The 19058-nt window shown below is 69.5% G+C and carries 18 protein-coding genes; 5 read left to right on the forward strand and 13 right to left on the reverse strand.

Going from position 1 to position 19058, the window contains the following annotated elements; genetic code table 11:
• Positions 1 to 22 precede the first annotated feature (22 nt).
• From D7V97_RS03505 to D7V97_RS03520, 4 genes are all read left to right on the forward strand, one after another.
• Positions 23 to 2641, forward strand: coding sequence for a TonB family protein (locus D7V97_RS03505; protein WP_120609153.1), 2619 nt, complete (start codon positions 23 to 25; stop codon positions 2639 to 2641).
• Positions 2642 to 2645: 4 nt separating this feature from the next.
• Positions 2646 to 3533: a hypothetical protein gene (locus D7V97_RS03510; RefSeq protein WP_120609154.1), complete on the forward strand. Its 888-nt coding sequence runs from the start codon at positions 2646 to 2648 to the stop codon at positions 3531 to 3533.
• Positions 3534 to 3601: 68 nt separating this feature from the next.
• Positions 3602 to 4255 carry a hypothetical protein gene (locus tag D7V97_RS03515; protein ID WP_120609155.1) on the forward strand — a complete coding sequence of 218 codons (654 nt, stop codon included), beginning with the start codon at positions 3602 to 3604 and terminating at the stop codon, positions 4253 to 4255.
• Positions 4256 to 4396: 141 nt separating this feature from the next.
• The gene (locus tag D7V97_RS03520; protein WP_147444675.1) at positions 4397 to 4819 is read left to right on the forward strand and encodes a hypothetical protein; all 423 of its coding nucleotides are present in this window, start codon (positions 4397 to 4399) and stop codon (positions 4817 to 4819) included.
• A 14-nt stretch (positions 4820 to 4833) separates the two neighbouring features.
• Here D7V97_RS03520 and D7V97_RS03525 read toward each other — a convergent pair whose 3' ends face one another.
• The 3 genes from D7V97_RS03525 to D7V97_RS03535 all read right to left on the reverse strand — a co-directional run bounded on the left by D7V97_RS03525 (position 4834) and on the right by D7V97_RS03535 (position 7172).
• Positions 4834 to 5403, reverse strand: a complete 570-nt coding sequence (locus D7V97_RS03525; protein ID WP_120609157.1) for a hypothetical protein — start codon at positions 5401 to 5403, stop codon at positions 4834 to 4836.
• 17 nt (positions 5404 to 5420) lie between these two features.
• Positions 5421 to 5786: a hypothetical protein gene (locus D7V97_RS03530; protein WP_233582493.1), complete on the reverse strand. Its 366-nt coding sequence runs from the start codon at positions 5784 to 5786 to the stop codon at positions 5421 to 5423.
• A 129-nt stretch (positions 5787 to 5915) separates the two neighbouring features.
• On the reverse strand, positions 5916 to 7172 hold the full coding sequence (locus D7V97_RS03535) for an Hsp70 family protein (RefSeq protein WP_120609159.1): 1257 nt from the start codon (positions 7170 to 7172) through the stop codon (positions 5916 to 5918).
• A gap of 159 nt (positions 7173 to 7331) precedes the next feature.
• On the opposite strand from D7V97_RS03535, the gene D7V97_RS03540 reads away from it, so the two are divergent.
• The gene (locus D7V97_RS03540) at positions 7332 to 8150 is read left to right on the forward strand and encodes a hypothetical protein (protein ID WP_120609160.1); all 819 of its coding nucleotides are present in this window, start codon (positions 7332 to 7334) and stop codon (positions 8148 to 8150) included.
• Between the two features lie 97 nt (positions 8151 to 8247).
• Here D7V97_RS03540 and D7V97_RS03545 read toward each other — a convergent pair whose 3' ends face one another.
• The 10 genes from D7V97_RS03545 to D7V97_RS03590 form a co-directional block, all read right to left on the reverse strand.
• Entirely contained in the window at positions 8248 to 9135 is an 888-nt protein-coding gene (locus D7V97_RS03545) for an RNA polymerase factor sigma-32 (protein ID WP_120609161.1), read from the reverse strand.
• A 349-nt stretch (positions 9136 to 9484) separates the two neighbouring features.
• A complete protein-coding gene (locus tag D7V97_RS03550; protein ID WP_233582494.1) occupies positions 9485 to 11620 on the reverse strand; it encodes a DUF4114 domain-containing protein in 2136 nt (711 codons plus the stop codon).
• Positions 11621 to 11736: 116 nt separating this feature from the next.
• Positions 11737 to 12627, reverse strand: coding sequence for a CHAD domain-containing protein (locus D7V97_RS03555; protein WP_120609163.1), 891 nt, complete (start codon positions 12625 to 12627; stop codon positions 11737 to 11739).
• A gap of 6 nt (positions 12628 to 12633) precedes the next feature.
• Positions 12634 to 13173, reverse strand: a complete 540-nt coding sequence (locus tag D7V97_RS03560; RefSeq protein WP_120609164.1) for an inorganic diphosphatase — start codon at positions 13171 to 13173, stop codon at positions 12634 to 12636.
• A gap of 91 nt (positions 13174 to 13264) precedes the next feature.
• On the reverse strand, positions 13265 to 13774 hold the full coding sequence (locus tag D7V97_RS03565) for a hypothetical protein (protein WP_120609165.1): 510 nt from the start codon (positions 13772 to 13774) through the stop codon (positions 13265 to 13267).
• 83 nt (positions 13775 to 13857) lie between these two features.
• Positions 13858 to 15330, reverse strand: coding sequence for a YdiU family protein (locus D7V97_RS03570; protein ID WP_120609166.1), 1473 nt, complete (start codon positions 15328 to 15330; stop codon positions 13858 to 13860).
• Positions 15331 to 15351: 21 nt separating this feature from the next.
• On the reverse strand, positions 15352 to 15969 hold the full coding sequence (locus D7V97_RS03575) for a glutathione S-transferase family protein (protein WP_120609167.1): 618 nt from the start codon (positions 15967 to 15969) through the stop codon (positions 15352 to 15354).
• Positions 15966 to 16841, reverse strand: a complete 876-nt coding sequence (locus D7V97_RS03580) for an SDR family oxidoreductase (protein WP_199728686.1) — start codon at positions 16839 to 16841, stop codon at positions 15966 to 15968. Before D7V97_RS03580 ends, D7V97_RS03575 begins: the two co-directional genes overlap by 4 nt.
• A gap of 89 nt (positions 16842 to 16930) precedes the next feature.
• Complete coding sequence (gene dps / locus D7V97_RS03585) at positions 16931 to 17494, reverse strand: DNA starvation/stationary phase protection protein Dps (RefSeq protein ID WP_120609168.1); 564 nt, start codon at positions 17492 to 17494, stop codon at positions 16931 to 16933.
• 153 nt (positions 17495 to 17647) lie between these two features.
• On the reverse strand, positions 17648 to 19018 hold the full coding sequence (locus tag D7V97_RS03590) for an FAD-dependent oxidoreductase (RefSeq protein WP_158623259.1): 1371 nt from the start codon (positions 19016 to 19018) through the stop codon (positions 17648 to 17650).
• Between the last annotated feature and the right edge of the window lie 40 nt (positions 19019 to 19058).

Consider the following 19058-nt stretch of genomic DNA (forward strand, 5'->3'; position numbering starts at 1 on the left):
GCGGGAGACCCGCGCACCCTTCATGAAAACGCTCGCTTGCGTCGTCTGTCTATTGCTTGCGACCGGGGCTGCCGCTCAGGCCCCGGACGCAGGTGTTTCCGCTGGCGATGCCGGCGCCCCCACCGGCGTGCTGACGAAGCCGCCCGCGCTCCTGCGCCAGGTCGAAGCGACCTACCCGCCGGACGCCGCCGCCCAGCAGCTCGAGGGCACGGTGGTGATGTTCATCGACATCTCGGAGACGGGCGCCGTCACGAATGTCGAGGTCACCCAGCCCGCCGGCCACGGCTTCGACGAGGCCGCGGTCGCCGCCGTGAAGCAGTTCCAGTTCGAGCCCGCGGAGGTGGACAACGTCCCCGCGCCGGTGCGCATCCAGTACGCCTACCAGTTCGTCTTCCGCGCGCCGGAGGCGCCCCCTGAAGTCGCCACCGACGGCGGCGTCGCCGAGCCGCAGGGTCCGGTGAACTTCAGCGGCAGGGCGCTGGAGCGCGGCACGCGCAAGCCGCTCGTGGGCGCGGAGGTGGTGCTGACGGAGCTGGATCGCTCCACCGTGACGGACAGCGAGGGCCGCTTCTCCTTCCGGGGCGTCCCGGTGGGCACGCACCCCGTCGTGGTGGTGATGGGCAGCTACGACCGCTTCCGCACGCAGGAGACCATCGCGGAAGGGCAGGAGACACAGGCCACGTACTACGTGCAGCGGCGCATCTTCAGCCCCTACGAGACGGTGGTGCGGAGCGACCGCGAGCGCAAGGAGGTGACGCGCACCACCATCCAGGTGGCGGAGGTGCAGCGCATCCCGGGTACGCAGGGTGACACGCTCAAGGTGGTGCAGAACCTGCCGGGCGTGGCGCGGCCCGCGTTCAACGGCGGCGCGCTGGTCATCCGTGGCACCAGCCCCCAGGAGTCCGGCGTCTTCCTGGACGGCCTGCGCATCCCCATCCTGTATCACTTCGGTGGGCTCACCTCCGTGTACAACTCGGAGCTGCTGGAGGCGGTGGACTACCTGCCCGGCAACTTCTCCGCGTACTACGGCGACATCACCGGCGGCGTCATCAACGTGCGCAGCCGAGAGCCGCGCACGGACCGCCTGCACGCCACGGTGGGCATCAGCCTCATCGAATCCAACGCGGTGGTGGAGGGCCCCATCACGGACACGCTGAGCTTCGCGATCGGCGGCCGGCGCTCGTACATCGACGTGGTGTTGAGGGCGGCGCCCATCGACGACGACAGCCTCCAGGTGGCGCCGCGCTACTACGACGCGCAGGCGAAGCTGGTGTGGAAGCCGAACAAGCGTCACACCTTCACGCTGCAGGGGCTCACGTCGCGCGACCGGCTGGCGCTGTTGTTGGACCAACCGGCGGACAACGACCCGTCCGTCAACGGCGGCCTGGACGTGACGACGGGCTTCAACCAGCTGCGTCTGCGCCACCAGTACCGCGAGGGCAAGCTGACGCTGGACACGCACGCGCTCATCGGCAACACGCTGCTGGACTTCTCCATTGGCGAGCGCGGCCTGCGCATCGCGTCCACGGACCTGTTCCTGCGGCCGACGATTGAGTACGCGTTCAACGACGCGGTGACGGTGGCGGGTGGCCTGGACGTGGTGGCGAACCTGGCGAAGGTGCGCGCGAGCATCCAGCAGCCGCCGCGCGAGGGTGAGCCGCCGACGCCGCTCGTGGCGGAGGACCTCATCAACATCGACGGGGCGTTCACCCAGTACTACCCGTCCGCCTGGGCGGAGGTGCGGTGGCGGCCGGTGAAGGACCTGCTGGTGGTGCCGGGCATCCGCACGGAGAGCTACATCTTCACCGAGCAGCAGGAGGTGAAGCGCACGGTGAACCCGCGGCTGGCGGTGCGCTACGCGCTCACGGAGACGCTGACGTTGAAGGGCGGCGCGGGCGTCTACCACAGCCCGCCGATTCAAGATGAGCCGTCCCCGGGGTTCGGCAATCCGGACCTGGGGGCGAAGCGGTCGCTCCAGTTCAGCGTGGGCGCGGAGTGGCAGGCGCGGCCCGAGTGGTTCGTGGGCAGCGAGGTCTTCTACAACGACCTGGACGACCTCATCGTGCGCTCGAACGCGCGCATCGAGCGCGACGGCGAGTCGGTGCCGGAGGTGCTGAAGAACGGCGGCGTGGGGCGCATCTACGGCTTCGAGTTGCTGGTGCGCCGGGCGTTGACGGACCGGCTGTTCGGCTGGATTTCGTACACGCTCAGCCGCAGCGAGCGTCAGGACGCGCCGGACGCGCGCTGGCGCCTGTTCGACAACGACCAGACGCACGTGCTGACGACCATCGCCAGCTACAAGCTGCCGAAAGGCTGGGAGGTGGGCGCGCGGTTCCGCTTCGCGTCCGGCAACCCGACGACGCCGGTGCAGGGCGCGAAGCGCGACGACACGACGGACGTGTTCATCCCGTACTACGGCCCCACCAATTCGCAGCGGCTGCCGTCGTTCAACCAGTTGGACATCCGCGTGGACAAGAACTTCATCTTCGACACGTGGAACCTGGACGTCTACCTGGACCTGACGAACGCCTACAACAACCAGTCCGTCGAAGGCGTGGCCTACAACTACAACTACACCCAGCGCGAGTTCTTCAAGGGCCTGCCCATCCTGCCCATCCTCGGCGCCAAGGGGAGCTTCTGACGCCATGCGCACTCCCGTCCTGTTGTCCGCCGCCCTGCTGGTGTTGAGCGCGTGCGGTCCCGACTTCGAGTTGCCGAGTGAGATCCGCCGCGTGCGCGTGCTGGCCATCAAGGCGGAGCCCGCGGAGCTGGCGTTGGACCCCAACGCGTCCACGCTGCCGCCGCCAGTGACGTTCAACGCGCTGGCGGTGACGCCGGACGCGCGGCCGGTGACGGTGACGTACGCGCTGTGCCGTCCGGACGTGAACCCCTACGGGGACACGGGCTGTCCGGGGGGCAACGGGGTGGCGTTGCAGAACGGGGTGCTGTCCCTGAGCGACCCGGCGGTGCAGGCGCTGCTCATCGCGTCGTTCCAGGCGGCGACGGGGAGCACGGGCGGAGGCACCGGGGGCGGGTTCGACTTCAACGACCCGGCGGTGCGCGAGGTGCTGGCGGCGGGGCTGCCGTTGTTCGTGGGGTATGAGGCGACGGACGGCAGCGGGACGCCGGAGGGAGTGGAGCGCGGCGTGCGGCGCATCACGTTGCGCTCGACGGAGACGCCCAACGTGAACCCGGTGATGCAGGACGTGCTGTGGAACGACGCGCCGCTGGTGGGGCCGTTGCCGCTGGACACGGAGGTGACGTTCACGCCGGTGCTCGCGGAGGGCAGCGCGGAGGTCTACCCGACGGCGGACGGGACGAGGACGGAGCAGGTCTTCTACAGCTGGTTCGCGACGGGGGAGGGCGAGGTGAACTCGTTCCGCTCACTGGAGCCGGTGGACGGCAAGCCCGGCGATCCGACGACGACCTACCAGACGCCCAAGGCGGCGGAGCGAATCACCCTCTGGGTGGTGGCCCGCGACGGCCGCGGCGGCGTGGACTGGGCCATCCGCACGGTGGACGTGGGGCCCTGAGGCCCGCTGTCATCACGGCGGTGTGCGTGTGCCTGTGGGGGTGCGCGTCTCCGCCGCCTCCTGGCGTCATGCGCTTCGATCCGCTGCGGATGCCCGCCCGGCTGGAAGGCCCGATGCCGGGCACACCGCTGTTCGATACCGCCTGGGATGCGCTGCTCGCGGCCTGTCCCCTCATCCTGGCCCAGCCCAACGCCTCGGCGGGAAACGCGGGGGCCACGAGCTTCGATGTGCGGTGGCGCATGTCGAAGGAGTATTGCGCGTGGCTGTACTACGTCCCGGATGAACGGTACGCGCTGAGCAAGCTGGTGGAGAGCTCGGACCCCACGCGGAACGGCTTCGAGCAGGGCTGCCGGGCACCCGCGTTCGTCGAGGACTCGCGCTATCCACCCGACAGCCTCAAGTACCTCTACTTCCTCCACAACCACCCCGCGACTCCCACCAACCTCTCCGAGCGTGACATCGCCGCGCTGGCGAAGATGGCGCGGATTCATGGCGGGTACATCGAGACGAAAGCGGGTCGACTTCCGATTGGGGTCATCGCCTTCTATTCAAACTCCTCCGCCGCGAGCCCCACCTCCTGTGACGGCTTCTACGAATACACCTACGGTGGCGCGGAGGTGGTGCGGTGGACGCCCGACGAAGAGGGGCACTGGCAACGAACGCGAGCCGGTACGGTCACCTGGACGAGCGGCACGGAGTTCCGCTTCGTTCCGACACGCTAGCCTGGAGGTTCGCGGATGCCGCGACAGGGAGACGCCATGCACTTGAGACATCTTGCAGTGGCAGGAGGCGTGTGGCTCTTCGCGAGTTGTGTGCGCTCGCAGAGCGCTCTGCCCGCATCCTGGGAAGGGGACCGGAGCATCGTGTTCCCGCCGTTCTACGCGCAGTCCGCGCTTCAGGTTGGAGCCGAGGCGAAGGTGTATGCGTTGGATGGCAGGCTGCTCCAGGCCGTCCGGGCGGCCATGGATGACTTCATTCCTCCTGGGAGCCGCGAAGAGCGGCCTTGCTGGGGGAAGCCGGAGTCGTACCGCTCCCGTGTCATCCGCGAAGGCGACATCTTCTTCATCCTGATCCACGAGGATCCGGATGCCTGCGGAGCGCAGTACGTCGGCGTGGATACCGGTGCCCGCTATGCCGTCAGCATCGACGGCCGGATTCTTCGTCGCAGCGTAGGGGCGGAGCCTGATGCAATTCAGGTCCCAGAACCAGTTGATGCCGGGATCCCTGGGGCGGAAAGGATGCTGGAGCCCGAGTCCCATCTTCAGGTGGATGGAGGAACCCTCTGAGGCCTGGTATCCCTTCAAGGGACGCTGGTGGGCTCGCTGTCGAAGAGCGCGTCGAACAGGGTGGTTTGGGGGGGACGCGTCCACTCCACGACGACCGGCACTGGAGTGGCCGCCACTTCTCGAGGCAGCTCGCTGACGTTGTAGCGGGCTTTCAGCTCCTGGGCGATGAGGCGTGCCGTCCCCGTCATGGCTTCAGGCAGTGGGTCCAGGTGCAGCTGGGCCTTGCTCCGCTTGCGTCCCTGGTATTCGAACGAGATGCCATACACGGTGAAGACAGGCGCCAGGATGCTCATGCAGCCCACGACCGCCCAGGGAATGGGCGGCATCGGAATGCCCTTCGCGGGATAGGCGACGCAGCGGAAGCTGACCCGAGTCGGTCCGGTGCCATCGCCCAGGGTGAAGCCTGGAAGCAGCGTGTCCAGGTGCTCAAGGAATCCGTGCCACTGCGGGAGGTCTTGTATCGCCTCGTCCCAGCGCTTGAAGAGACGTACATACTCCGGGCTGGTTTCGTCCGAGTCTCCTGGTCCTGGCGCTGGCCAGAAGTGTCTGGCGATGGCCAGCAATTCTGCCGTGCTTGGGAGCATGCCCGAGGACTCCGATATCAAAGGGTAAAGGCACCAAACTGCACCGGAAACGACTTCGCATGACACCGGACCGGGACCTTGGCGCCAACAATGGACGCCGGTACGGTCGTCCGCAGCGTTGCCTTCAGCGACTCGCAGAGCATCCCAAGTGGGGACTCCAGTGTGGCGGCCCCGAAAATGGAATGTGTGGCTTCGTTGATGCGATCCGCAGCAATGCGCTGGGCGAGTGAAGCGGAAACAGGGCCCTCCTGGGTGTGAAGAGGCGTTTCAACGCCGAACTTGCACACGATGGATTCACCGGTGTTGTCACGAGAAATCCGGATGTGGATGCAGGCAGCCTGCCAGCCGCCGACTTCACCCGGCGGCGTCTCGACGATGGTCACGAAGCGGATCTGCCGGGGCTCAATCCGCCCCGTGACGAAGGTCCTGTCCGTGGGTCCGACACACGCCGCCGACAGCGTCAGCGCGGCGCCCGCTGCGAGCCAGCGCCGTGCTGTCGGCCCACCCATGCTTCACCCCGCGAGCCACGAAGAGGCGCGTCCCAGGCCCTCCGCCACGGAGGTGAACGCATCCGCGGTGCGCACGCGGTCCTCACCGAAGCGCTTCACGTACAACTCCCGCACGGCGGGAATCTGGGACGAACCACCCGTGAGGAACACGGCGTCAATGTCCCTGGCCTCCGGGTGCTTCGCCAACAGCCCTTCGGTGCACTGCTCGAGTTCATCCAGCAACGTGCGGCTCGCCGTGTCGAACTCCGCGCGCGTGATGGGCTCGTGGAGCTGGATGCGCCCCTCCTCGAAGTCGATGGTCGCCACGTCCGCGCTCGACAGGCGCACCTTCGCCGCTTCGATGGACCGGAACAGCCGATAGCCCAGGTTGTCCATCACCAGGTCGTAGAGCGCTTGAATCTCCGCCGGACGGTCGCTCGTGTCGAGCATCACCTCCAGCAGCTCCTGCGTGGACTTCTCCCGGATGAACGACATCTCGTGCCAGTTCAACAGCTTCGCCAGCACGTGCTGCGGAATCGGCAGCCGCTTGTGGCTGAAGCCCTTCACCTTGTAGGTGGACCCCGCCCCGAAGCGCGGCAGCAGCTTGTGCCGCATGATCTCCGCGTCGAACCGGTCACCACCGATGCGCACGCCCGTGGACCCCACCACGTCCGGCCTGCGGTCCAGGTTCCCCCGCCGCGACGGCCCCAGTTTCATCAACGTCAGGTCCGTCGTACCGGCGCCGAAGTCCGCCACCAGCACCAGCTCGTCCCGCGTCAGCCGCGCCTCGTACGCGAGCGCCGCCGCGATGGGCTCGATGAGGAACTGCACGTGCGTGAAGCCCGCGAGCTCCGCCGCCTTGCGCAGCCTCTTCTCCGCCAGTGCGTCCGCATCCGGATCCGGGGTGAACACCGCCGGCCGTCCCAGCACCACCGCATCCGGCGGCTCGCCCAGGTGCGCCCCGGCCGACTCGCGCACGCGGCGCAGCAGGATGGCGACCAGGTCCTCGATGGTGAACGTGCGCCCCTTCACCTGCGTCGCCCGGAAGGACGTGCTGTGCAGGAAGGACTTCACGGACTGGATGAACCGCCCGTTGTTGTCATCCAGGTACCTGTTGATGGCATCCGCACCCGCGAAGATCTCCTTCTCGTCCTCCGCGAAGAAGAGCACGGAGCGGAAGAGCCGCGGCTCCGGCGTGTGGGGCTGCAGGGGCAGCACGGTGCCATCCGGCAGGGCCAGGGCGGTGTTGCTGGTTCCGAAGTCGAGTCCGCAGGCGCGCATGGGGGGGCGCCCCTTATCGCCATTCCTCCGGGCGCGGTAGCCCCAAAGTGACTGCCCGCCGCACGGAAGGCAGGTCACCAGGCGCTCACGCCCCCCTGGCTTGGTTCCCCACGGGCGCTCGCCATCTTTCCCGTGTCTTCCCTTCGACAGGAGAACCCCATGAAATCGCGCGCAGCATGGCTGACAGCGGGAGTCGCGGCACTGGTGGTGGGCACCGCCTGCCAGGACGGCGACAAGAGCCGCCAGGAGACCACCACCACCACGACCAAGGTTTCGGCGAACCAGGAAGTGGAGCAGGCCCAGGAGCGCTCGGAGAAGGCCTTCGACAGCGCGCGGGACGCCCAGAAGGAAGCGTCCAACCAGCAGCGCGAGGCCGCCAACGCCCAGGAGGACCTCCAGAAGAAGCAGCAGGAGCTCCAGGAGGCGCAGGCCCGGGCCCAGAAGGAGTCCCAGGAGGCGCAGGCCAGCCAGCAGCAGGCCCAGTCGAGCACCCAGCAGGCCCAGTCGGTCGCCCAGCAGGCGCAGGCCAGCGCGCTGGAGGCCCAGCGCCGGCTCCAGCAGAACCTGGGCACGCAGCAGCGCCAGGTCGTGGGCCAGAACGCCCCTGTCCAGCCGCCGTCAGGCACCCCGCGGCAGACGCTGGCCGTCGCGTCGCCGCAGGCCGCGCCGGAGCAGCAGATCTCCGGGCAGGTGCTGAGCGCGAGCGACCAGGAGGTGCTCCTCAGCCAGCGCGGTGAGCCGCAGCTGCGCCTGAAGATCAGCCCCTCCACGCAGGTGCAGGTGGATGGCCGCGACGCGAGCGCGGCGGACATCCGCGAGGGCGCGCAGGTGCGAGCCTCCTACCGCACTGACGCCAGCAGCGGCGAGCCGCAGGCGCTGCGCATCGAGGCCCAGTCCCAGGCCCAGCCCGCGGCGCCCGCCGCCCCGGAGAGCGGCGAGTCCTCGCCCGGCGCGGCCCCGCAGCCCCAGCCGCGATAGACAAACAGGACCCCGGACATGCCACGGCCCCGTGCCTTCGCGCTTCCCACGCGAGGGTCCGGGGCCGTGCCGTGTCGCAGGTGCCAAGCCTCGCGCGTTACGCCGCGAGTTCCGCCTGGTCCAGGCCGGCCTCGGCCATCAGGTTCGCCAGCTCCGCCTTCAGCTTGTCCTTGGCGCGGATCTCCAGCTGACGGGCGCGCTCGCGGGAGAAGCCGAAGTGCTCGCCCAGCTCGCTCAGGGTCATCTCCGAGTCGCTCATCACGCGCTGCTCGATGATGAAGCGCTCGCGCGGATCCAGCCGCGTCAGGGCGCGCTGCACCAGCGTGCGGGTGATGCCCGCCTGCTGCCGGTCCGCGACCTCGTCGCCGTGGGAGGCGACGTCGGACTCGACGAAGTCCAGGTGCGTGGCGTCGCCGTCCTCACCGACCGGCGCGTCCAGGGACAAATCCCTGCCGCCCATGCGCTGCTCCATCTCGCGCACTTCGGTGGGCTTCACGTTCAGCTTGCGGGCGATCTCCTCCGCGTTGACGATGTGGCCGTCGCCGGCGCCCAGCTTCTCCAGCTCGCGGCGGGTGCGAGCCAGGCTGAAGAACAGCCGGCGCTGTGCCTGCGTCGTGCCCAGCTTCACCAGGCTCCAGTTGCGCAGCACGTAGTTCTGGATGTACGCGCGGATCCACCACACCGCGTAGGAGATGAGGCGGATGCCCTTCTCCGGGTCGAACTTCTGCACGGCCTTCATCAGGCCGATGTTCGCCTCCTGGATGAGGTCCGACATCTTCAGGCCGTAGGAGCGGTACTCGTACGCCACCTTCACCACGAAGCGCAGGTTGCTCGTCACCAGGTGGTGGCCCGCGGACAGGTCGCCGGCGCGGAAGCTGCGGGAGAGCGCCTGCTCCTCCTGCGGGCTCAGCAGCGGGTACTGGTTGATCTCCGAGAGGTACGTGGAGAGCGAGTCAGCAGAAGAGAAGGAGTTGGAAGCCTGCATGGGGGTCTCTCGGGGAAGAGGGCGGGATGTGTTCCGCGCGTTTGCTGCGACGGGGAGACCTTTAGCAATGCAGGTGCCAATGCCAGCGGACGGCCAACCTCAATGATTCTGGTGAGTTGCGCGAAATGGCTTCGATGCTTAGGGCGGAAACCGGCAGTTTTTACAGAGCCCTGATCCGAAGCTTCTTCTGGGTGCCCTGAAGGGAGGGTTGTCTGCCCTCCGACCTGGGCGCCGGGGAGATCACATCCCTCCCTCAGGTGGGAAGGAGATGGGGACGCGCATCGCCCCACACCAGGGGTGCAGGGCGGCAAGTGTCCGGAAACGACGCGTGCCCGGCGCCCGGCCGCCGTCAGGGCGTGGCGGGCACGGACTGGAAGCCCACGTCCACGTTGAGGAGGGTGGCCTGGCAGAAGGGGTTCAGGTCATGAACGAACTGGGCCCTCCAGCAGAGCTGATTGCCCGGGGTGCTGGAGAGATCCACGGTGGTGGTGTCCAGGCCCGGGTTCAGCGCCAGCCGTCGCCAGGTGGGCGTGGGATTGACGACGCAGTAGCTGGAGTCGCACACGTTGCAGTCCGTGGCCACGTCATAGGAGGCGAGGACCTGGGGACCGCAGGGGCCTGGCGCCGTATCGCTCTTGCTGAAGCGCACGTTGGAGATCTTGCAGCCCGGGTGGGCCGGAGCGATGGCGCGTGAGCGCACGGAGCCCACCATCGCGCTTCGAAGCTGGAAGACGATGTCGTTGAAATCCCGGTCGCCTCCTCCGGGGAGGTCCTCGAAGCCCAGCATCCACCGGCCGGGGGTGGTGCTCGACGTGCTCAGCACGGCGTGCGGCATGCTGCCGTTGCCCGAGGCGGGGACGCTGATGGCATCCATCGGGAGCACGGTGTTGCCGTAGTCCACGGTGTTGAGTCGCGCGAGCGTCTCCCCGTCCATCCACCCGCACAGCTTCTGCGAGGTCGTGCCCACGTAGCAGGCGTCGGGCGAGGAGACGGGGTTGCTGGGGTCGCACACATCGCTGTACGCGCACCCGATGTTCCGGGCCGCGACGGGAACCTGGCCCAGGGGGTCCTGGTCCAGGTTCCACTTCGACTTGGAGAAGAAGACGGAGATGGGCGTCTTCAGGTGCAGGGTGCACTGCCCGTTGGCCGCCTTGCGCAGGCATGGGTAGACCGTGCCGTTGTCCAGGGAGTGGGAGGAGTCGAAGTTGCTGACGAGGAAGAAGACGATCTCCCTGCCACCCTCGATGAGCCCCAGGTCCACCGTCCGGTCCGCGGCGCTGATGCCCGGATCCGGGTTGACGGACCGGCGGCGGCCCTCGGCGTCATAAGCGGAGACGTCGTAGTCGGGGATGCCGTTGTTGGTGGTGGAGGTGTCCGCCACGGTCCCCAGCTGCTGATAGGTCTTCGTGTCCGAATCATCGTCTCCCAGCAGGAAGACGAGCTTCCCCACGCCCTTGAAGTTGTTCTCGGCGGTGGCGGGCTCCAGCAGGTTGGGGATGCGTGGATGGAGGCCGGTGTCCGAGAAGCCATTGCCAGGGGTGGTGGTGGAGGCGCGCCCGACGACATCGATGTTCAGCAACTCGTACGCGTGGCCGGGCCGGGCATCCTCCAGGGACTGGCTGGGGGCGAAGGCGCTGGTGCAGGAGGCGTCGAGCGCCAGCTCGGGCTGGCTGTAGGTGAAGCCTCCCGAGGAGAAGGTGCGGAGGCAGCGGCGGTTCAGCCCGATGTAGGGACGGGACTGGGGCCCGGAGGGAGGCGACAGGTTGTAGAGGTCCTCGTGCAGGTCCGCGATGCCATTGGCATTGGCATCCCTCAGCGTGTCGTCCTGGGGGTTGACGTAGCCGCGCGCCACGAGGTCGTCGTAGTACATCCAGCCCAGGGCGTTGCTCGCGGCCGCGTACTCGTAGACGAACGAGACGGTGAGCTGGTGGTCCGCCTGGAACATGATGCGCTCCGCGGAGATGGGCCCGAGGGGAATGTTCATCCGCACCGTCTGCTCCGGCGTGATGAAGGCACCCACGAGTGTCTGGAAGGCCGCGAGCGTGAAGGGCGGCTGATGGTCGATGCCCAGGTCCTGCACCACGCTGAAATCAAACAGCGCGGAGGTGGACAGGCCCAGCCCGTTGGTGACGGTGACTCCCACGGGCGCGCTGCCCTCCGCCAGACATGCCGGCGCGGTCCACTGCTGGCTGCTTGTGTTCGGACCGTTCACCGGCGTGCCCAGCGAACCCGCGCTGGCGCTCCAGGAGAAGGTGAGCGGGCTGCCCTGGGGGTCCGTGGCCTGGACCTCCAGCTGCGCGGTGCCGCCCGGGCTCAGCACCTCCTCGGACTGCGAGGCGCTGGTGAGCTGGGGCGGAAGAAGGACCAGGCTGGTGGGGCCTCCCGAGACAGGGGCGCCCGCGTGGGCCGGGCGCGCGGACGGAAGAATGATCAGCAGGACACTCCCGGCCACGAGGGCCAGGAGTCGGATGGGATGGGATTGCAAGGACAGACGCTCCGGTGTGATGACGGCCCGGAGCCCTTTAGCAGACAATCCCTGGAGGCCGCATGGGCCGGCGTGTGAGGCGCAGGGCGTGGTGGGCACGCCTTGACCCATCACCGTCAGGTCAATGCCTTGCGCAGCCGCTTGGGAATGGCCTCCGCGTGCCAGCGCTGCACCTCGCGGGCGATTTCGGCGGCGTGTGACGCGCGCTCCTCGCGGGCGCGGGGCAGCAGCACCTTGCGCGCGGCCGTGCGTTGCACGGGCGGGGCCTCGGCGGCGGCGCGCTCGAACAGCTCCAGGCGCACGTCCGCGTCGTGCAGCTCGCCCAGGCCGTCCTGCAGGGGCACCAGCACCTCCAGCAGCGCGCCCACGGTGCGGCGGAAGACGGGCTGGAAGACCTCCAGCTCGTATCTCAGCTTCTTCACCTCCTTGCGCAGGGCGTGCGCGGACGCGGCGTCGGGGGCGTCCGCGTAGCGCTCCAGGCGCTTCTCCACGCGGCGCAGGCGCTGGCGCAGCTGGGCCCGCACCTGCTTGCCGGCGAAGCGGTGGCCGTCCTCCAGCGTGTCCAGGCGCTTCAACAGACGCGGCACGGTGCGCGCCGTCCAACGCTCCAACTCCGCGCGCAGCGCCTTCTCCTTCGCCTCCAGTCCGGACAGGTGCGCCTTGCGCAGGTCGTCGAGGCCCTTCGCCGCGTCCTTCTTCCCCTTCGCGGCGGTGCCCATCCACGCGTCCTGGACATGCAGGTCGCGCACGGCGCCCAGCGCGTCCTGGAGACGCTTCACGCCCGCCTCCACGCGGGACAGCTTCCCGGTGGCCTGGAACACCTGGAGCGCGGCGCGCAGGCGGCGGGTGGCTACGCGCATGTCGTGCACGCCGTCCTCGTCCAACTCGCCGTCGAGCTGTGCCTCCGGCTGGCGCGCGTCGGCGAGGCGTCCGGCGAGGATGCGGCGGGCCGCGTCGCCCAGCTCGCTGTCGGGGCCCAGACCCCGGATGGGCGTGGGAGGGGGCATGGCGCGTCAGTCCTCCTTGAGGGCGTATTGCTGCACCAGGTGCTCGGCGGACTCGGGGCCTTCCCAGCCGAGGATGCGCGCGTCCTTGTCCGCGAAGTGCACCACCGCGAGGAAGAAGTGCTCCAGCTCCTCCCGCTCGCGCTGGGACAGGTCCTGATAGGAGCGCAGGCCGTCCGCGCGCGCGGCGTTCACCGGGACGAGCAGGATGCGGTCATTGCGCTCGCGCTCGCCCTTCTGGTTGTCGCGCTTCTTCTGGTCCACCATCAGCACGCCCAGCGGCCGGCAGGGCAGCACGACGCCGGGCCACGTGGGCACGTCCCAGTAGACCAGCGCGTCCAGCGGATCTCCGTCCGGGCCCAGGGTGCTGGGAATGAAGCCCCAGTCGAACGGGTAGCGGAAGCCGCGCGTCAGCGGACGCGACAGCGTGAAGGCCTGGAGCTTCGGCTCGTATTTGAGCTTCACCGTCGAACCGCGAGGCGACTCGACGACGACGTGCAACGCATCCTGGAAGCCGCGCAGCGGCAGACGGGTGAAGTCGGTGGCCATGGACCTTCAAGGCTTGCGTCGCCCCTGCCTGACGGCAAGTGCCGGGGCAGGGTGGGATTCACTCGTCAACCCTGGGCCGCGCGGAAGGGCCCTACCCGACGGGCCGGCCCAGGGGCAGTGTGATGTCGCGCCGCGCGAGCAGCCGCTTCGTCGCCCGCGCCGCGGCGAGTCCTCCCAGCGTGTACCAGGCCACGGTGAGCCAGGCGGTGGACGGACGCGCGCGCGACGGCGCCTTGCCCAATCCCATCCGCGGCGGCAGCACCACGGCGCCCAGGCCGGCGAGCAATCCCAGCACCGCGCCGCGCAGGTAGGGCCGCTGGGGCCGACCCACGGCGACCAGCGAGAAGAAGAGGCCGTTGGACAGCAGGTCTCCCGCCAGCGTCTGCCGGTGCAGCTGCCTGCCCTTGGCGGGCACACCGCCGAAGAAGCGAATGCCCTTCTCCAAGGCGCGCATGCCCAACACATCCATGCGCGGCGGATGCTTCAAGACGCGCCGTGCGCCCTCGTGCACCAGGGTGAGCGCGGTGGCACCAACAAGGCCCGGACCGAGGGCGCGGAACACGAGGCGGGGAGGCGCGGGAGGCGCGGGAGGTTCAATCATGCCCTCCAAGCTAGGCACCCCGTCCGCCGGCTTCCCGCCAGGAGGGGCCCGCCTGCCTGCTAGGCATCCGGTGCCAGCGCGCGTCAGGAGCTGCAGCTCACCACGAGGTGTCGTCCCCACGACGGAGGCGCTGCTGCATACGCTTCCGAGCCCGGGTGTTCGTCGAAGGGCGCGGACACGAGCGCGAGCACACGGTCCACCTCCGCGAAGTCTCCCTCCTGCGCGCGGGCGATGGTCTGCTGCGCCACCCAGTTGCGCAGGACGTACTTCGGATTGACGCGGTCCATGCGCGCGTGGCGGACAGAGTCCTCGCTGCCCTCGGAGCCCAGTCGTGCCCGGTAGCGCGCGGCCCACGCGTCGAAGCCCTCCGGCGGCAGGAAGTGGTCGCGCAGCGGCGTGTTGCGAGTGTCAGGCCGCGAGTCGAACCGGTTCAGCGCGCGGAAGAAGCGCGAGTAGTCCACGTGCGAGCGTGCCATCAACCCGAACAGGTCCTCCACGAGCGCGCGGTCCCCGTCACGCGCCTCCGTGAGCCCCAGCTTCTCGCGCATGCGCGCGAGGAAGTGCGCGGCGAACGAAGGCTGGAAGGCGCCCAGCGCGGCGCGGGCTTCCTCCTCGGAGATGAGCGTCAGCAGCGCTTCACCCAGACAGGCCAGGTTCCACAGCGCGATGCGCGGCTGCTGATCAAACGCATAGCGGCCCTGCGGGTCGGAGTGGTTGCAGATGAAGCCAGGCTCGAAGTCGTCCAGGAAGCCGTAGGGCCCGTAGTCCAGCGTGAGCCCGAGGATGGACATATTGTCGGTGTTCATCACGCCGTGCGCGAAGCCCACCGCCTGCCACCCCGCCACGAGCCGCGCGGTGCGCTCCACCACCTCCGCGAAGAAGCGCGCGTGGCGTCCTTCCTGTCCCTGCACCAGCAGGTGCGGCAGGTGGCCGGTGATGACGTGGTCGGCGAGCGTGGCCACGTGGCCGGGCTGCCCGGTGTGGTGGAAGAACTCGAAGGTGCCGAAGCGCACGTGCGACGGTGCCAGCCGCACCAGCATCGCGCCCGTCTCCACGTCCTCGCGGTACACCGGCGTGCGGCTGCCCAGCACGCACAGCGCCCGCGTGGTGGGGATGCCCAGGGCGTGCAGGGCCTCGCCGGCCAGGTACTCGCGCAGGGTGGAGCGCAGCACCGCGCGCCCGTCGCCTCCGCGCGAGAAGGGCGTGGGGCCGCCTCCCTTCAGGTGCAGGTCCCACTTCGCGCCGTCAGGGGCGCGCACCTCGCCCAGGAGCAGCGCGCGGCCGTCTCCCAGGCGTGGCACGTACCCGCCGAACTGGTGCCCCGCGTACACCATGGCCAGGGGCTCCATGCCGGGCAGCAACCGGGCCCCGCCGAACACCTGCGCGAACTCCGGGTGCGTCGCCGCGTCCGCGTCCAACCCCAGGAGCCGCAGCGCCGCCGGGTTCACGCTCACCACGTGCGCGTCCGGGAAGGGCGCGGGAGCCACCCGGGCGGCGAACCCGGGCGGCAGGCGGGCGTAGGTGTTGTCGAAGACGAGCTGTTCGAGCGGGGCCATGGCCTTGTGCCGCGATGGACGTCAGGGGACCTGCATGCCCCGCTGCACGGCGGGACGGCTGCCCACGCGGTGCAGGTACTGGGGGATGCTGTGCAGGTCCTGGAAGAGCTCGGGGAAGAAGTTGCGCCCGGCCATCAGCCACGGGTACGTGGCGATGTCCGCGATGGAGTAGGTGGTGGCCAGGTAGTCGCGCGAGCCCAGCTGCCGGTCCAGCACGCCCAGGATGCGTTTGGCCTCCTTCTGGTAGCGCTCGATGGCATAGGGAAGCTTCGCGGGGGCGGCGAGGCTGAAGTGGTGGAGCTGGCCAATCATGGGCCCCACGCCGCCCATCTGGAACATCAGCCACTGCGTCACCTCCGCCTTGCCGCGCGGATCCGAGGGCATCAGCGCGCCCGTCTTCTCCGCGAGGTACAGCAGGATGGCGCCGGACTCGAAGAGCGCCAGCGGACGGCCGCCCGGCGCCGCGTGGTCCACGATGGCCGGGATCTTGTTGTTGGGATTGATGGCCAGGAACTCGGGCTTGAACTGCTCACCCTTGGAGATGTCCACCGACTTGACGGTGTAGGGGAGGCCCAGCTCCTCCAGCGCGATGGAGATCTTGCGGCCGTTGGGCGTCTTGAACGTGTACAGGTCGATCATGTCGTCACTCCCGTGAGCTGTTCGCTCACCTGCCAGAGCCGCTCCGCGAGGGCTTCGTCCCGGGCGGCGGACGAAGGCTTCGCCTTGCGGCATTTGATGAAGTACTCCCCGCTGACGTCCGCGACCTCGGGCGAGGACGCCAGGTACACCGACGTGCGCGCGCCCTTCTCCGCGGAGATCATGAACGGCGCGCCCAGCTGCACGACATAGCGGAAGAAGCCCTGGCTGTTGTGCCCGAAGCCCGTGCGCACCAGCCCCGGGTGCAGCGCGTTCGCCGTCACCTTCGTGCCCTGGAGGCGCTTCGCGAGGCCGCGGGTGAACAGGATGTTGGAGAGCTTGGCGTTGCCGTAGACGCGGATGCCGTCGTAGCGCTGGTGTTCGGTCTGCGGATCATCCAGGAAGCGGGCGTTCGCGAAGCGGTGCCCCTCCGACGACACGTTGATGATCCGCCCCTGGTCGCTGGCCACGAGCAGGTCGCGCAACAGGTGCGTGAGGAGGAAGTGGGACAGGTGGTTCGTGGCGAACGTGGCCTCGTAACCATCCACCGTCACCTGCCGCCGGTCGATGATGAGGCCCGCGTTGTTGACGAGCACGTCCAGGCGCGGATGGCGGGCGCGGAACGCCTCGGCCAGGGCGCGCACGGATTGAAGCGACGACAGGTCCGCGAGCAGCGACTCCACGCGCGCCTGCGGAGCGGCTTCGCGCACGGCGGCGACGGTGGCGGAGGTGCGCGCCTCGTCACGGCCGGACAGCACCAGCGTGGCCCCGCGTCGGGCCAGCGCCTTCGCCGTCTCCTGGCCAATGCCGCCCGTGGCCCCGGTGATGAGGCACACCTTGCCATCCAACCGGGGGTCCTGAGCCTGTGCCGCCATGTGACGCGACCTCCTGGAATCCAGGGACGCGTTCTATACGGACTGGGGCTTCCCCGCGCAGGAGAACCTGCGCGGGGAGGGTGCGACGGTCAGGTCGCGGCCTGGCTGATGTCCTCGGCGGCGCGGCCGCGGCGGGTGCCGCCCCGGGGCGGAACGGTGGTGCCCACGCGGGCATCGCCGTTGAGGTGGCTCTCCAGGAACCAGAGGTCCTCCTCGGTCTCCCCCAGCGTCTGGGTGAGGATGTCCGCGGTGACCGGGTCATTCACCTCGTCCGACCTGGTGATGCCGTCGCGGAGGCTGGCGGCGTAGCGGCCGACGCGCTCGACCAGCGCGCGGATGTGCGCCTCGCCGTCCACAGCCTGCAGGTCGTACTCGGGCAGCTGGCTGTTGTTGCTGGCCAGGCGGATGGTGCCCTGGGCGTAGCCCCCCAGCGCGCCCGCGCGCTCGGCGTAGGAGTCCGCGTGCTTGCGCGCGTGCTTGGCCACCTCGTCGAAGAGCAGGTGCCGGCTGTAGAAGTGCGTGCCGCGGATGTTCCAGTGCGCCTGCTTCACCTGCCAGTGCAGGTCGACGGCGTTGGCGAGCAGCGTGTTGAGCATGTCGATGAGCTCTTCGCGCGCATCCTGGGGAAGGTTCACGTGGCTGGTGGAGTACATGGTCCGTATCCCTCGTTATGTGGTTTGCGCGCGGCGGGGCGTCGCGGCGCTTCCGGTAGGGTGGGGACGGCCTGCTTCGTACGCCACGTCAGGGAAAGCCCTGCCTGGTCGCATGGCCAGCCTGAGGACCAGGCGGCCGGACGGCCGACGCGCTCACGTGGCGTCGGGAGCGGTCAAGCGGGCGGCCAGTTCCGTGGCGGCGCGCTCGCCGGACTCCACCGCTCCATCGAGGTAGCCGCAGCCCTCGATGGCGGTCTCCGTGCCCGCCCAGTGCACCCGGCCGAACGGGGCCCGCAGCGCGTCACCGACGGCGGTGAGCGTGCCGGGGCGGGGCAGGCCCACGTAGCAGCCGGTGCTGAACGCCTCCGCCTTCCAGTCCAGCTCCACCACCGCGAGGGGTGTGAGCGCCTGGGGGCCGAAGAAGCGCGCGAAGCCCTCCAGCGCGGCCCGGTGGATGTCCTGGGCGGGGCGGCCGGTCCACGCGCGCGCGGTGTCGCCCAGGAAGAAGCCCACGAGCGCGGGGTGGTGTCCGTCGGAGCCGCAGTCATCGAAGCACAGCCGCACGGGGCCCACGTCGCTGACGGCCTCGCCGGACAGGCCCGCCTCGCGCCAGAAGGGCGTGGCATAGGTGGCCACGACCTTGATGACGCTGCCCATGGGCAGGTCCGCGTGGACGCGGCGGCGGCCCGCGGGGAGGTCCGCGCCGAAGTCGATGCGTTCAGCGAGCGCGGGAGGCGTGGCCACCACGGCGTAGCGCGCGCGGAAGGTCCGGCCGTCCTCGGTGGTGACGGTGACGCCGCGAGCATCCTGGAGGACCGCGCGCACGGGGGCGGAGAGGACGACGCGGCCCGGGGGCAGCTTCTCCGCGAGCCGGCGTGAGAGGGATTGCGCGCCGTCCACGAAGCGCTCCGCCTGGGCGCCGCCCTCGATTTCGGTGAGGGGCATGAGGCCGCCGTTGGAGTGCACGTAGGAGAGGAAGTGCAGGAACGACAGCTCTGAAGGCTCCGCGGCGAACACCGCGCGGGTGGCGATGTCCAGCGCGGCGCGAGCGCCCCACGTGGGCACATGGCGCTGCTTCCACTCCTCCACGGTGAGGGTGTCCCATTCGGCGGCGTGGGGCGCGGCGGAGGGCCGTTCCCGGGGGACGCGCTTCGCCAGACCGTCCAGCTTCCACACCGTGCGTTGCAGGTCCAGGAGCGACAGGAGGGGCAGCGACGGCACCTTGCCCTGGTACGTGCGGCGCTCGCCGCGCACCTCCAGCACCTTGGTGCCCTGGTGGTGCTGGGGGAAGCGGGCGAGGCCCAGGCCATCCGCGAGCCGCAGGACGTGGCGTTGGCGGGGGCCCACCCACTGGCCGCCCAGGTCCACGAGTCCGCCGCCCACGTCGCGGGTGAGGGTCCGGCCGCCCACGCGGTCGCGCGCTTCGAGCACGGCCACGGTGGCGCCGGTGCGGGAGATGTCCCGGGCGGCGGTGAGGCCCGCGAGGCCCGCGCCGATGACGACCACGTCCACGCTGGTGTCCATAGGGCCGCGGACTCTATGCCTGAAGCGGCGCATGGCTAGG

It is taken from the genome of Corallococcus sp. CA053C, from assembly GCF_003611675.1.
In the GTDB taxonomy this organism is placed as follows: domain Bacteria; phylum Myxococcota; class Myxococcia; order Myxococcales; family Myxococcaceae; genus Corallococcus.

What these genes read in the sequence shown, in the direction of transcription:
- D7V97_RS03505 (WP_120609153.1), top strand. Translation starts at nt 23, where the DNA reads ATGAAAACGCTCGCTTGCGTCGTCTGTCTATTGCTTGCGACCGGGGCT.
- D7V97_RS03510 (WP_120609154.1), top strand. Translation starts at nt 2,646, where the DNA reads ATGCGCACTCCCGTCCTGTTGTCCGCCGCCCTGCTGGTGTTGAGCGCG.
- D7V97_RS03515 (WP_120609155.1), top strand. Translation starts at nt 3,602, where the DNA reads ATGCGCTTCGATCCGCTGCGGATGCCCGCCCGGCTGGAAGGCCCGATG.
- D7V97_RS03525 (WP_120609157.1), bottom strand. Translation starts at nt 5,403, where the DNA reads ATGCTCCCAAGCACGGCAGAATTGCTGGCCATCGCCAGACACTTCTGG.
- D7V97_RS03535 (WP_120609159.1), bottom strand. Translation starts at nt 7,172, where the DNA reads ATGCGCGCCTGCGGACTCGACTTCGGAACCAGCAACACCGCCCTGGCC.
- D7V97_RS03540 (WP_120609160.1), top strand. Translation starts at nt 7,332, where the DNA reads ATGAAATCGCGCGCAGCATGGCTGACAGCGGGAGTCGCGGCACTGGTG.
- D7V97_RS03545 (WP_120609161.1), bottom strand. Translation starts at nt 9,135, where the DNA reads ATGCAGGCTTCCAACTCCTTCTCTTCTGCTGACTCGCTCTCCACGTAC.
- D7V97_RS03555 (WP_120609163.1), bottom strand. Translation starts at nt 12,627, where the DNA reads ATGCCCCCTCCCACGCCCATCCGGGGTCTGGGCCCCGACAGCGAGCTG.
- D7V97_RS03560 (WP_120609164.1), bottom strand. Translation starts at nt 13,173, where the DNA reads ATGGCCACCGACTTCACCCGTCTGCCGCTGCGCGGCTTCCAGGATGCG.
- D7V97_RS03565 (WP_120609165.1), bottom strand. Translation starts at nt 13,774, where the DNA reads ATGATTGAACCTCCCGCGCCTCCCGCGCCTCCCCGCCTCGTGTTCCGC.
- D7V97_RS03570 (WP_120609166.1), bottom strand. Translation starts at nt 15,330, where the DNA reads ATGGCCCCGCTCGAACAGCTCGTCTTCGACAACACCTACGCCCGCCTG.
- D7V97_RS03575 (WP_120609167.1), bottom strand. Translation starts at nt 15,969, where the DNA reads ATGATCGACCTGTACACGTTCAAGACGCCCAACGGCCGCAAGATCTCC.
- D7V97_RS03580 (WP_199728686.1), bottom strand. Translation starts at nt 16,841, where the DNA reads ATGGCGGCACAGGCTCAGGACCCCCGGTTGGATGGCAAGGTGTGCCTC.
- dps (WP_120609168.1), bottom strand. Translation starts at nt 17,494, where the DNA reads ATGTACTCCACCAGCCACGTGAACCTTCCCCAGGATGCGCGCGAAGAG.
- D7V97_RS03590 (WP_158623259.1), bottom strand. Translation starts at nt 19,018, where the DNA reads ATGGACACCAGCGTGGACGTGGTCGTCATCGGCGCGGGCCTCGCGGGC.